Origin of the sequence: Streptomyces sp. HM190 (assembly GCF_009857135.1) — a bacterium.
GTDB classification, from domain to species: Bacteria; Actinomycetota; Actinomycetes; order Streptomycetales; family Streptomycetaceae; genus Streptomyces; species Streptomyces heilongjiangensis.
The window spans coordinates 3,110,857-3,124,705 of record NZ_CP047318.1; the positions used below are offsets into that span (position 1 = coordinate 3,110,857).

Annotated in this window: 8 protein-coding genes; all 8 read left to right on the forward strand. The window is 73.3% G+C overall.

The annotated features are described in order from the left end of the window. Window positions 1-9 precede the first annotated feature (9 nt). The 8 genes from eccD (at window position 10) to GSY65_RS13055 (ending at window position 13,677) form a co-directional block, all read left to right on the forward strand. A complete protein-coding gene (gene eccD / locus GSY65_RS13020) occupies window positions 10-1,392 on the forward strand; it encodes a type VII secretion integral membrane protein EccD (RefSeq protein WP_159775879.1) in 1,383 nt (460 codons plus the stop codon). A 648-nt stretch (window positions 1,393-2,040) separates the two neighbouring features. Further along, entirely contained in the window at window positions 2,041-2,946 is a 906-nt protein-coding gene (locus tag GSY65_RS33735) for a type VII secretion protein (protein WP_236579767.1), read from the forward strand. Window positions 2,947-3,055: 109 nt separating this feature from the next. After that, window positions 3,056-7,051: a type VII secretion protein EccCa gene (eccCa, locus tag GSY65_RS13030; RefSeq protein WP_159767530.1), complete on the forward strand. Its 3,996-nt coding sequence runs from the start codon at window positions 3,056-3,058 to the stop codon at window positions 7,049-7,051. A 163-nt stretch (window positions 7,052-7,214) separates the two neighbouring features. Then, the gene (locus tag GSY65_RS13035) at window positions 7,215-8,615 is read left to right on the forward strand and encodes a DUF6177 family protein (protein WP_159767533.1); all 1,401 of its coding nucleotides are present in this window, start codon (window positions 7,215-7,217) and stop codon (window positions 8,613-8,615) included. A 33-nt stretch (window positions 8,616-8,648) separates the two neighbouring features. Beyond that, window positions 8,649-9,107 carry a pyridoxamine 5'-phosphate oxidase family protein gene (locus GSY65_RS13040; RefSeq protein ID WP_159767536.1) on the forward strand — a complete coding sequence of 153 codons (459 nt, stop codon included), beginning with the start codon at window positions 8,649-8,651 and terminating at the stop codon, window positions 9,105-9,107. 424 nt (window positions 9,108-9,531) lie between these two features. Continuing rightward, entirely contained in the window at window positions 9,532-10,734 is a 1,203-nt protein-coding gene (locus GSY65_RS13045) for an ABC transporter substrate-binding protein (protein WP_159767539.1), read from the forward strand. A gap of 32 nt (window positions 10,735-10,766) precedes the next feature. Beyond that, window positions 10,767-12,557, forward strand: coding sequence for an ABC transporter permease (locus GSY65_RS13050; protein WP_159767542.1), 1,791 nt, complete (start codon window positions 10,767-10,769; stop codon window positions 12,555-12,557). Further along, on the forward strand, window positions 12,550-13,677 hold the full coding sequence (locus GSY65_RS13055; protein ID WP_159767545.1) for an ABC transporter ATP-binding protein: 1,128 nt from the start codon (window positions 12,550-12,552) through the stop codon (window positions 13,675-13,677). The genes GSY65_RS13050 and GSY65_RS13055 overlap by 8 nt, the downstream gene beginning before the upstream one ends. Window positions 13,678-13,849 lie beyond the last annotated feature (172 nt).

Here is a 13,849-nt window from a genome sequence, read left to right on the forward strand (position 1 = left end):
GAACGCGTGATGTCTACGGGGGCCCTGAACCAGGAGACGGCCGGCGGTCGTACGGCACTCAGCCGGGTCACGCTGGTCGGTGAACGACGGCGCGTGGATCTCGTGCTGCCGTCGCGGGAACCGGTCGGGCTGCTGCTGCCCGAGGTGATGCGTCTGCTCGACGACCAGGTCGGCGGACGGCCGGAGTTGCGGCATCTCGTCACCGCGTACGGCAGCGCGCTCGCCCACGACAGCACCCTGGAGTCGGCCGGTGTCGCGGACGGCGCCGTCCTGCGTCTGGTGCGCGCCGAGGACGCGCCGTCGGCACCCGTCGTGCACGACGTCACGGACGAGGCCGCCGAGGATCTCGACTCCCGTGCCCGGCGCTGGAGCCCTGCCGCACGACGGGTCACCGCCGGGCTCGCCACGGTCGGCTGGGCCCTGGCCGCCGGGTGGCTGGCCCGCGACGCGTACGCGGCCGGGACCGTCGCGGGCGCGCTGCTCGCCGTCGCCCTGGTCGCCGCGCTCGCGGGCGCGCTGCTGGGGCGGCTGAGGAGGTACGGGCTCGCCACGACGCTGCTGGTGACCGCCGGGGCGCTGGCGCTGCTCGGCGCCTCCACGCTGGCCGACGCGCAGGACTGGTCCGGCACCGCGCGGGTCGCGGCGCTGGCCGGCGCGGGGATCGTCACCCTCGCCCTGCTCGGCCTGTTCAGCCCGCTCGGGCGGGGCGGGCTGGTCGGGGCCGGGGCGCTGGCCGGGGCCACGGCCTGCTGGCTGGGGGTCGCCGCGTTCGTGTCGGCGCCGTCACCGGCGGCCGAACAGGCCCGTGTGGGCGCCGTGCTCGCCGTCGTCTCCGTGATCGTGCTGGGGCTGCTGCCCCGGCTCGCGCTGATGGCGTCCGGCCTCTCCGGGCTCGACGACCGGCGCTCCGCGGGGACCTCCGTGAGCCGCTACCAGGTGGCGGCCGCGCTCACCGCCACCCACCGGGGACTGGTGCTGGCGACGGTGACGATGGCCGTCTCGGTCACCGCCGCCGGGGTGTTCGCGCTGCGCGCGCCCACCACGTGGACCGTGCTGCTGGCCGTCGTCACCATGGTCGTCCTCGCGCTGCGCGCACGGGCGTTCCCGCTGGTCACCGAGGTCGTGGTGCTGCTGGGCGCGGCGGCGCTGCTCGTGGTGCGGCTGATCGCCGTCTGGGTGGAGGGGTCCGGCGACGCGGCCGGTCCGCTGGCCGTGCTCGTCCTGCTGGCCGTCCTGCCGCTGCTCGTGCTCGCCGTGCAGCCCGCGGAACATGTCCGGGTCCGGCTCCGCCGCCTCGGCGACACGTTGGAGTCCATCGGCGTCATCACCCTGTTCCCGCTGCTCATCGGGGTGTTCGGCGTCTACGGGCGACTGCTCGACACCTTCGCTTAGGAGTTGGGGGCGCACATGGCGCAGGGAGAGGACTGGCAGCGGGACGTGCTGCGCGAGCTGGGGCAGGACGGTGCGGGGGCGCGGTCGGGCGCCGGGGCGGGGGCGGGTGCCGCGTCCGGTTCCGCGGCGTCGGGGGCCGACGCCGCGTCGGGTGCGGCGGGTGGGACCGGGGCGACGGGTACGACGCGGGCGACGGGTGTGCCTTCCGGCGCCGCGCGGCGGGCCGAGCCGACGCTGCGGCTGGTGCGCTCGGTTCCGCCCGAGGCGGTCGAGCGGTCCGCGCAGGCCGGACCTGCCGAACCGGCTGAACCGGCTGAACCGGCTCAACCAGCTCAACCAGCTCAACCCGCTGAAGAGGGCGCCGGTGACCGGCCGATACGGGCGGTGCCGGGCTATCCAGGGCCGGGACCGGTTCAGGTGCCCGTGGGCCCCGTACCTGTTCCGCCTGTTCCGCCTGTTCAACCGGTGCAGCCCGCACAGCACGGACAGCCCGGGCAGCCCGCCCCCGCCGTCGATGCCCAGGATCCGCACCACGCGGACCCCCGCCTCGGTCTCCCCCAGGAGCCCGTACCCCGCCCCGCTCGCCCGGCCGCCGCCGCGCCGCGGGGTTCGCGGGTGCCGCAGTCCCCGGCGCACACTCCGGAGTCGGTGCCGACGATCGATCCCCGGCTGGCACACGCGCTGGGTCGGCCGCAGCACGGGGAGTCCGTGGCCCGGCGGACGGGGCGTTCGATCAAGAAGCTGACCTCCTCCGCCGCGCAGGACGTGGCGGAGGAGACGCGGATCGCGCGGGAGTTGCAGCAGCCGGTGACGACGGGGCGGGTGATCGCCGTGACGTCGATCCGGGGCGGCGTCGGCAAGTCGACGGTGGCCGCACTGCTGGGGCGGACGTTCAACCACTACCGGCACGACCCGGTGCTCACGCTGGAGGCGGACGCCGCGCTCGGCACGCTGCCGGTGCGGATGGGCGCCGACTCGGTGCGCTGGGCGGCGGCCGACCTCGCACGGATCCTCAACCCGGCGATGCAGCTCACCGACGTCACCGGCTACCTGGTGCCCGTGTCGGACGGCGGCTGGCTGCTGCCCGCCAGCCAGGGCCGCGTCGGGGCCCCGCTGGACATCCGGACGTACCGCACGGTGACCCTCGCGCTGCGGCGCTACTTCGCGGTGACCGTGGTGGACTGCGAGACGCTGCCGGGCGAGGTGGCGCGTACGGCGATGGACACGGCGCACGCGCGCGTGGTCGTCGCCCCGATGACCGCCGAGGGGGTCAACGGCACCCGGCAGGTCCTGGACTGGCTGGGCCAGTTGCCGCACTCCGCGCTGGCCTCGACGGTCGTGGCGCTCACCGCGAACTCGCCCGACGTGACCCTGGACCGGAAGACGGCGGTCGCGCACCTGAAGGAGTCCGGCGTGCACGTCGTCACCGTCCCCTACGACCGGCACCTCGCCCAGGGCGGGCCGATCCGCACCGCCCTGCTGGGCCAGGCCACGCGGGACGCGGCCGTGACGCTGGCGGCGGAGGCGATGACCCGGGCGGTGAGGATGCGATGAGCCGCCGGCCCGGCTCCGCGCTCGCCCCGCGCCCGCAGCACGCGGGGGCTGACGCCCGCCCTCACCGCACCGCGATGTTCGACCTCCCCTGGGAAGAAGGGGTCCGTCCGTGACCCAGCAGTTGGTCCACCGGCCCGCGCGCAGCACCCGCCCGCTCGGGGCGGCCGAACCCCGCACGATCGAACCGCCGCCGAACCTCCCGGAGGGCAAGGCGGGTTCGGCGGCGACGGCGCTGCTGCCGATGGCGGGGGTCATGGGCTCCGTCGTGATGATGACCGTGATCCGCAGCAGCCAGTTCGCGGCGCTCGGCGCGGTCGTGCTGGTCTTCGCGCTGCTCGGCGCGGTGGCGCTGTTCCTGTCGCAGCGCGGCAAGGCGCAGCGCACCCGGCGGGCGCAGCGGGAGCGGTACCTGGAGTACCTGGAGGAGCTGCGGGAGGAATTGGGGGCGAGCGAGCGCGAGCGGCGGACGCTGGCCCGGGTGCTCGACCCGCCCCCCGAGGCCCTGTACGACCTCGCGCGGGACCCGGCGCGGCTGTGGGAGCGCCGGCGGCGGGACCCGGACTTCCTGCGGGTGCGGGTCGGCACCGGTGACGTGCCGGTGGCGGAGCTGGCCATCGGGCAGAACCAGGGCGGGGTGATGACGCCGCCGGACCCGTTCATGCTGAACGAGGCGCGTGCCCTGCTGGCCCGCTATTCGGTGGCCGACGACTGCCCGGTCACCGTGCCCCTGGACCGCGCGGGCAACGTCAGTGTCGTCGGGGACCGGGAGGGTGTGCTGAGGGTGGCGCGGGCGCTGCTCGTCCAGGTCGCCGTGACGCACGCGCCGGACGACGTGGCCGTGGCGCTCGGGGTGCCCGGTGAGCGGCTGCCGGACTGGGAGTGGGCGAAGTGGCTGCCGCACGTGCTGGACGGCCAGGAGCACGACGGGCCGGTGGCCGCCCGGCGGATCGCGCCGAGCCTGGCGCAGTTGGCCCGGCACTTCCGTCATGAGCTGGGGCGGCGTGCCTCGTACGCGGCGGAGGTGCGCCGGGGGCTGGCCGACCGGGGCGCCCTGGGGCTGGCGTCGCGCATGCTGGTGGTGAGCGACGAGTACGGGGAGACGGCCGCCGAACTGCCGCTGCCGGACACGGCGGTGGGGCTCGGCGACATGGGTGTCACGGTGCTGCACCTGCTGGAGCGGCAGGTGCACGAACCGGACCAGGTGTCGGTGCGGATCACCGTGCGGGGCGACCAGGTCGTCGTCGAGGACCTCCGGGAGGGTGCCCACGCGGTCGCGCGGGGCTCCTGCGACGACGTGACCGCCGCCGGGGCCGAGGGAATCGCCCGGCTGCTGGCGCCGCTGCGGCTGTCGGCGGAGTCCGCGGCCGAGGGCACCCCGGTCACCGGGCCCGTCGACTTCCCCGTGCTGCTCGGTGTCGACGACCCGGCCGCACTGGACCTGGAGCGGCTGTGGGCGCCGCGCGGCGAACGGGAGTTCCTGCGCGTGCCGATTGGCCTGACGGACCGTCACGAGCCGGTGCTGCTGGACCTGAAGGAGTCCTCCGAGCTGGGCATGGGCCCGCACGGGCTGTGCGTGGGCGCGACCGGGTCCGGCAAGAGCGAACTGCTGCGCACCCTGGTGCTGGCGCTCGCCGCCACGCACCCGCCCGAGGACCTCGCGCTCGTCCTGGTCGACTACAAGGGCGGCGCGACGTTCGCCCCGTTCACCGGTCTGCCGCACGTGGCCGGGGTCATCACCAACCTGGAGAACCAGGCGGGCCTCGTGGAGCGCGTGCACTCCAGCCTCGCCGGGGAGGTCAAGCGGCGGCAGCAGGTGCTGAAGGACGCGGGGAACGTCGCCGACATCGGGCACTACGCGGCCCTGCGGGCGAGCAGCCGCCCGGACCTGGAACCGCTGCCGCACCTGTTCGTCGTGATCGACGAGTTCGGTGAACTGCTCACCGCGAAGCCGGACTTCATCGACCTGTTCCTCTCCATCGGCCGCATCGGGCGCTCCATCGGCGTGCATCTGCTGCTGTCCAGCCAGCGCATCGAGGGCGGCAAGCTCAAGGGCCTGGACACCTATCTGTCGTACCGGCTGGGTCTGCGGACGTTCTCCGCCGACGAGTCGCGGACCGTCCTCGACACCACCGACGCCTTCCATCTGCCGCCGCTGCCGGGCTTCGGCTACCTCAAGGTGGACACCTCGACGTACGAGCGGTTCAAGGCGGGGTACGTGTCCGGCGCCTACCGGGGTCCGGCGCTCGCCGCGCGGGAGGACGACGACACGCCGCTCGCGTGGCCGTACCCGGCGTACAACACGCTCGGCGGCACTCCGGCGGCGGGCGGCGCGTCCGAGGAGCCCAAGGCGACCAAGCGGGAGACCGGGCCGACGGTGATGTCGGTGATGGTCGACCGGCTCGCCGGGGCCGCGCGGCCGGTGCGGCGGATCTGGCTGCCGCCGCTGCCGGACGCGATCACGCTGGACGCGGCGGCCGGGCCCGTGCAGGTGGACGAGCGCGGGCTGCAACTCTCGGCGTGTCAGGGGCCGTTGCGGGTGCCGCTCGGGGTGCTGGACGATCCGGCGAAGCAGTGGCAGGGCCACTGGGTGCTGGACCTGACGGTCGCGGGCGGACACGCGGCGGTGATCGGCGGCCCGCAGTCGGGAAAGACGACGCTGCTGCGGACCCTCGCGCTGTCGCTGGCGGCGACCCACACGCCCGCCGAGGTCGCCCTCTACGGGCTCGACCTGGTCGGCGGCGGCCTGTCCGCCCTCTCGGGGCTGCCGCACGTCGGCGGGATCGCCGGGCGGGCCGACCGGGAGCGGGCGGCGCGGACGGTCGCCGAGGTGCGGACGATGCTGATCGAGCGGGAGGAGCTGTTCCGCGAGCACGGCATCGACTCCGTCGACCAGTTGCGCCGGCTGCGCGCCCGGGGCGGGCTGCGGGAGCTGGGCTCCACCGACGTCGTGCTGCTCATCGACGGGTTCGGGGCGCTGCGCGACGAGTTCGCCGAACTGGACGACACGGTCGTGGACCTGCTGAAGCGGGGCGGCGGCTACGGCATCCACGTCGTCGGCGGCATGCTCCGCTGGAACGACGTGCGGATCGCGACGCAGTCGATGTTCGGCACCCGGATCGAGCTGCGGCTCAACGACCCGAGCGATTCCAGCGTCGACCGCAAGCTCTCCCAGACCCTGTCGCCGGACACGCCGGGGCGGGCCCTCACCGACGGCAAGCTGTTCGCGCAGGTCGCGCTGCCCCGCCTGGACGGACGGCCCTCGACGGGCGACCTCGGTCCGGCGCTGGAGGACGCGGCCCGGACGATCCGCTCCACCTGGCACGGCGAACTCGCGCCTCCGGTAAGGGTGTTGCCGACGCGGCTGCCCGCCGGCCGGCTGCCGTCGCAGGTCGCCGAGCCGGGGCGCGTCCCGATCGGCGTCGACCAGGACGCCCTCGCGCCCGTGCTGCTGGACCTGTTCGGCTCCGACCAGCATCTGCTGGTCCTCGGCGACAACGAGTGCGGCAAGACGAACCTGCTGAAGCTGATCGTGGACCGGCTGGTGGAGCGGTACTCCGAGGAGGAGCTGGTCTTCGGTGTGTTCGACCCGCGGCGCGGGCTGCGGGGCGTGGTCCCGGAGCCGTACCGGGGCGGTTACGCGCACAACGCGAAGCTCGCCGCCGGGCTGGCGTCGGGCATCGCGACCGAACTGGAGAAGCGGATGCCGGAGACCGCCGACCCGGACGCGGTGACCGACGAGCCCGCCTTCGAGGGGCCGCGCATCGTGATCCTCGTCGACGACTACGACATCCTCACCACCGCCGGGCAGCAGCCGCTGGCGCCGTTCCTGCCGTATGTGTCGTCGGCGCAGGACATCGGCCTGCACTTCGTGATCACGCGGCGGACGGCGGGCGCCTCACGGGCGGTGTACGAGCCGCTGCTGCAGACGCTCCGCGAGACCGGCACGGCCGCGCTGCTGATGACCGGCGAGCGGAGCGAGGGCCAGCTGTTCCCCGGCCTGTACCCGTCCGCGCAGCCGCCGGGCCGGGGCACCCTGGTCCGCCGGGGCCGCGCCCACCAGCTGGTCCAGACCGCGTTGTCCGGCGACGGGACCGACCACAGGTGACGCCACTCGTGACACCACAGGTGACGGCTCGGGCGACGGCTCAGGTGACGGCTCGGCCGGGCCGGCGCCCGCCCACGACCGGCCCCGGCCCGGCGGGATCGCGCCGCCCCGTGCCCGCCCCGGCAGGACGACATGCCACGACCGCCGAGAAGGACGACCGCACGTGACCAAGGACGTCATCGCCCTCACCCCGACGATGCCCGACGTGTGGGCGCTCATGGCGAGCCTGTACGCGGGCGGCTCCGACCTGGACCTGTCGGCGGCGGCCGACGGGGCGGTCGTCCAGCTGCACGGCCCCGGCGGGCGCCCCCTGGTGTCGGTGGAGTCGCCGCTGCTGGTGCGGGTGCCGGGCGAGGCGGAGCGGCTGCTCGGGCAGAGCGCGAGGACCCCCTACTGGTGGACGGAGGCACGGGCCTCCACGGCCGTACCGGAGGCGGAGAAGCTGGCCGGGGTGGTGTGCGGCCGCCTCAACGCGCTGCTGGGCGGCACGACCTGGCCGGCCGGGGCCGCGAGCACGGAGGCGGTCGACGTGTCGGCGGTGCCGTCGGCGGGGGCCGGGCAGCCCGCGGTGGACGTCGTCACCGACCACGCGGCGGTCGTCCTGGTCGACCGCCCGGTGGTGGCGCTGACCAGCTGGCTCGCCGAGATCATGCGGACGGCCGTGGCCTCCCGGCGGTCGCTGCAGATCGTCACCCCGCCCGGGGTCCGGCTGAGCGCCCCGGCCCGCGCGACGCTCGCGCGTGTGCCCAACCGGTGGGTGGTGCGGGACCCGGAGTGCGGCTACTACGACGGTCTGTCGGGGGCGGTGCTGCGCTGGCAGGACGGGGCGTTCTCGCACGCGCTGTCCGAGGACGGCACGGCGACGGTAGCCGCCGCGTTCACCCGCCGCGCGGAGGAGGCGCCGGGCCGCCGGCTGATCGTCGCGATGCGGACGGCGCACCGGCCCGACGAGCGGCTCCTGCTGGGCGGCGCGCTGGAGACGGCCTGGGAGACGCTGACCGGCTCGGCGCCCGCCGGCTGGGGCACTGCGGAGCCCGTCAACCTTCCGTGGTCGCCGCGGCAGTTGACGGATCTGGCGCGGGAGCGGATGCCCGAGCCGTCGCAGCTGGTCGTGGTGGGGAGCCCCGAGCGCCCGGCCATCGCGACGCTGCGGGTGACACGGACCACGAAGGGCGTCGAGGAGGACATGGTCCTGACCGTCGGGTACGCGCCGGGCGAGGAGCCGCCCCTGGACCGGGTGCGGGCCCTGGCGGAGGAGCTGGTCACCCGGCACGCGCTGCGGACCATGCTGACGTCGGTGCAGGCGGCCCCCGCCGACCTCGCGACCGCTCCGCGGCTGGAGGGGCCGCCGCTGCCGGCCGCCTTCACCCTGGGCCCCGACGACGTGGACGCCATCGGCGCCGACCACGCCCGCCGGCCACCGCTCGACCAGCACCCCACGGGCCTCGGCCCGACGACCCGCCCGGCCCTGCACTACCCCCTCGGCGACGGCGAGGACCCGGCGTCCTGGGAGCGGCTCCAGCAGCTCACGGCGCATCTGCAAAAGCCGGCGGCGACGGGATGAAATGGCCGGGCCGCCAAGGGTGTTGATCACGTCATGACTCAAGGACCGACACCTCGCCCCCTGTCCGACGAAGCGCTCTCCGGCGTGCTCGGCGCGCAGCGGTTCGGCACGCTCGCCACCGTCAAGCGCGATGGCCACCCCCACCTGACCACCATGCTGTACAGCTGGGACCCCGGCTCCCGCACCGTGCGGTTCTCGACGACGGCCGACCGGGTCAAGGTCGGGCATCTGCGGCGCGACCCGCGGGCGGCGCTCCACGTCCAGGGCGGTGACGTGTGGTCGTTCGCCGTCGCCGAGGGCGAGGCCGAGGTCTCCGGGACCACGACCGTTCCCGGGGACGCCGTCGGGCGGGAACTCCTCGGCATGATCCCGCGAGCGGAGAGGCCGGAGGACGAGGACGCGTTCCTGCGGCAGCTGGTCGCCGAGCGCCGGGTGGTCGTCCGGCTGAGGGTGAACCGCCTGTACGGCACGGCGCTCGACATCGAGCGTTAGGGCGTGTTGCGAAGATCCCGTCTGCCTGGCGGCGTCCGGCACGCACGCTCGCCGCGTTGTCGGGACCGCCCCGATGCCACCGGTATCGGGGCGACCCTCCGCCGTGCGATCGCACGCACCGGACGCCGCCGGGCCTGCCCTTCGGGCAGACGACGCTCCTGTCGAAACACGCCCCAGCCTCTCCGCGACGGACCGGGTCCGGCCGGGCCAGGGGGCGCGAGCCTCCGCCCGGCCGGCTCGCCGCGCACGTCAGAGGCGGTTGTTCTCAGCCATGCGGCCCTGCTCGACGGTGGTGACTCGCGTCACGTACACAACGACCAATACGAGCAGTACGAGCTCTGAGCGGCAAAGGATTTACCGGCCTGACCCGGGTCCCTAACCTCCCGGCAACAGCTGCCAGCAGGCACGCGCCAGGAGGAGAACCATGGCCAGATCCAGCCATATCGGCACCGGACACTTCGCCGTCACCGGCACGGCACCCACGTACCGGCGTCCCGTCCGGCGCCCCTTGGCGGCCGCGATCGCCGCGACCCTCGCCCTCGGCACCCTGGCCGCCTGCGGCGGCGGGGAGAGCGACGCGCCGAAGGTCGCGGTGAACAAGATCTCCGCGGGCAAGGTGCCGGACTACTACCCGGCCGACTACGCCGACCTGGTCGAGGCGGCGGAGAAGGAGGGCGGCAAGCTCACCGTCTACTCGAACCTCGGCGACGAGAACATGGCGCCGATCGTCCGGGACTTCAAGAAGAAGTACGACTTCATCAAGACCGTCTCCGTCAACGAGCTGGACAGCGACGAGCTGTTCCAGAAGACGCTCTCCGAGAACGCGGCCGGTTCGTCCCCGGCGGACGTGCTGATCTCCAGCGCGGCGACCGCCTGGGCGGACTTCTCGGCCCGCAAGGACACGGTCCTGGAATACGAGTCGCCGGAGCTGAAGGAGCTGGGTGACGGCGCGCAGCTGCTGCCGAGCGTGTACGCGATGTCGCAGGACCCGATGACCATCGCCTACAACACCTCGCTGATGGAGAAGCCGCCGACGACGCTGACGGACTTCGCGGACATCGTCACGTCCGACGAGGACACGTTCAAGAACAAGGTGACGGTCCGCGACCCGGAGGGCTCGTTCGGTTTCACGGTGACGCGGGCGCTCACCGAGGGCAATCCGGAGGCGTGGAACGACCTGAAGCGGATCCTCCCGCTGAGCCGCCCGGAGACCTCCTCCGGCACCCAGCTGGAGAAGATCGTCTCCGGTGAGTACTCGGCCGGCTTCCTGATCAGCGCCTCCCCCGCGTACCCGGTGGTCGAGGACAGCGCCGGCCTGGTGAAGATCGTCTTCCCGAAGGACGGCACGGTCGTCCTGCCGCGCGGCATCGGGATCGCCGCCGAGGCCCCGCACCCGGCGACCTCGAAGCTCTTCCTGGACTTCGCCCTCTCCGACGAGGGTCAGCGCGCGGTCGCCGAGGGCGGGCTCGCCTCGTACCGCGAGGGCGTGAAGGGCGAGGGCCTGCACACGTACCAGGAGGTCGTGGACGCGGTCGGCGAGGACAACATCATCCACGTCAAGTACGAGCAGGTCGCCAAGGACGACGCCGCGGCCTGGCTGGAGCGCTTCGACGGACTGCGCAAGTAGGCGCGGGTCAGGGACGATCGGAGTCAGAGCAGATGTCAACCCTCACCCAGCCACCCCGGGCCCCCCGGACACCGGGGACGCCGGCCGGAGCGTCACCCGCCGAGCCGTTCGCACCGCCGCGCTACCGGCGCCCGCTCGGCATCGGACGGGACACGGTGGTCCAGTACGCGGTCCTGGCGTTCCTCGCCGTGCTGGTGCTGGCCCCGATCGTCCCGACCCTCTACCAGAGCATCCGCAACCGCCCGCTCTACGAGGCGGGCGGCGCCTTCACCCTCAGCGGCTACACCGACCTGTTCACCAAGGCCGGCTTCGGTGAAGTCGCCCTGAACACGCTGCTGTTCGCGTCGCTGACCACGGTCCTCAGCCTGGCGATCGCCATCCCGATGGCCATCGTGGTCGTCCGGACCAAGCTGCCCGGCGGGCGGCTGATCGCCCTCGCCATGCAGTGGCCGTTCTTCATCTCGTCGCTGATCCTGGGCTTCGGCTGGATCATCATGTACGGCCCGGCCGGGTTCGTCAGCGTCAAGGTGCAGCAGGTCCTCGGCTCCGTGCCGTGGAACCTGTACTCGATCCCGGGCATGGCGCTCACCGAGGCGGTGGCGCTCGCCCCGATCGCGTACGTGTTCTGCGCCAACGCGCTGCGCCAGTCGGACGCGTCGCTGGAATCGGCGGCCCAGGTGTGCGGGGCGGGCCCCTTCCGGATCCTCGCCCAGGTGATCGTGCCGCTGCTGCGGCCGCCGATCGTGTACAGCGCGATCCTCGTCTTCTCCGTCTCCATCGAGACGCTGAGCGTGCCGCTGCTGTACGGGCAGCCCGTCGACATCGACGTGTTCTCGACGTTCCTGTACCACAACGGACTTCAGTCGGTGGACCCCGACTACACGATGCTGGGCGCCGCCTCCACGGTGATCCTCGTCGTCACCCTGAGCCTGGTCGCCGTGCAGGCGAAGCTGCTGAAGGACGCGGCCCGGTTCGTCTCCGTCCGCGGCAAGGTCACCCGGCCCCGCAAGCTGGACCTGGGCTGGCTGAAGTGGGTGAGCATCGCGTTCATCTGGCTGTACGTCGTCGTCGGCGCCCTCATCCCCATCGCGGGCCTGGTGATGCGGTCCTTCACCCTGGTCTTCACGCCGCTCCAGTCGCCGTTCCGGACGGTGACGACGAAGAACTACGAGCTGGTGTTCGACTCCGACAACTACGTGCAGTCGCTGTGGAACAGCCTGATCGTGGCCGGGGTCGGCTCGGTGGTCGTGTCCGTCCTCGCCGTGTTCGCGGTGATGGTGGCCCGCCGCTCCACGTTCCGGTGGGGCCGGGCGGTGGAGTACCTGGCGCTCATCCCGCAGTCGCTGCCCGGCATCATCATCGGTATCGGCTTCTTCTGGGCCTTCGCGCTCGCCCCGTTCGGCACGGGGTCCGTCCTCCAGGGCACGGTCTACGCCGTCATCATCGCCTTCGGCATGCGCGCCCTGCCCAGCGCGTTCGGCTCGGTCGCCCCCGCGATCATGCAGATCGGCGGGGAACTGGACAACGCGGCCCGTGTCTCCGGCGCCGACTGGCTGATGACGTTCTTCCGGGTCCTGCGGGCCCTGGTCACCCCGGCGTTCGCCGGAGCCCTCGTGCTCACCTTCGTGATCATGCTCAAGGAGTACTCCCCGGCCGTCTTCCTCAGCTCGGCCGACAACAACATCCTCGGCACCACCATGCTCAGCCTGTGGACGCAGGGCAGGGCCGGGTCCGTCGCCGCGCTGGCCACCCTCCAGATCGGCATCACCGCTGTCTTCGTCGCCCTGGCGGGACTGCTCATGAAGGGAAAGCACCATGCCTGAGGTGACCGTCAAGAACCTGGCGAAGACGTTCGGCGACAACTCCGTCCTGCGCGATGTCACCTTCACCATCGAGGACGGCGAGTTCTTCACTCTCCTCGGCGCGAGCGGCTGCGGCAAGTCGACGACGCTGAACTGCATCGCGGGTCTGGAGCAGCCGACGGAGGGCTCGATCGCGGTGGGCGGCCGGACCTTCGTGGACGCGGCGGCCGGTGTCTTCCTCCCGCCCGAGGAGCGCAACCTGGGCATGGTCTTCCAGTCGTACGCGCTGTGGCCGCACATGACCATCGCGAAGAACCTGGCCCTCCCGCTCACCATCCGCAAGGTGCCCAAGGACCAGCAGAGGACGCTCATCCACGACGCGCTGGACAAGGTGGGGCTGGCCGCGCTGGCCGGCCGCTACCCCCACCAGCTGTCCGGTGGCCAGCAGCAACGCGTGGCGCTGGCACGGGCGTTGGTGTACTCCCCGACGGTCCTGCTCCTCGACGAACCGCTGTCCAACCTCGACGCGAAACTCCGCGAGCAGGCCCGCGCCTGGCTGAAGCGGCTCCAGGAGGAACTGGGCATCACGACCGTGTACGTCACCCACGACCAGGACGAGGCCCTCGCGCTGAGCGACCGGATCGCCGTGATGGAGGGCGGCAACATGATCCAGATCGGCACGCCCCACGAGATCTACGAGCGCCCGGCCGCGCCGGCGGTGGCGGCGTTCGTGGGCCGCTGCAACTTCCTCACCGGCAAGGTGGTCGGCCTGGACGGCACCCGGCACGACGTGCGCCTCGACGCGAACGGCGAGGTGGTGCGGGTCGACAGCGAACGCCGTGTCGGGGCCGGCGAGTCGGTGACGGTGGCGGTCCGCCCCGAACGCCTGGAGGTGCTGGCCTCCGCCGAGACCCCGGCGGGCGTCAACCACCTCAGCACCGAGGTCGTCACCAGCTCCTACGTCGGCTCCCGCTACGAGTACGACGTCCGCCTCGGCGACCGGGTGGTGCAGGTGCTGAGCGGCAACGGGGGCCTGGCGGGCGAGGTGGCGCTGGTCTTCGAGCCGGGGAACGCGCTGCTGTACGCGGACCGGGTCGAGCTGCCGGAGGACCAGCGGGACCTGCTGACGGTCGCCAGGTGACGGGGCGGCGGCACCGGCACAGGGCGGGGACCGCGGTGCCGGGCTGACGGGGGAGGCGCCGCGGCCGGTGTCCCCGCCCTGTCCGACCACGGTCCGATCGCCTCGTACACCGGCTGGAAGGCAGGAAGCCCCGTCGGGGCAGGGTGACCACAGGGGTCCCCTGGCCCGACGG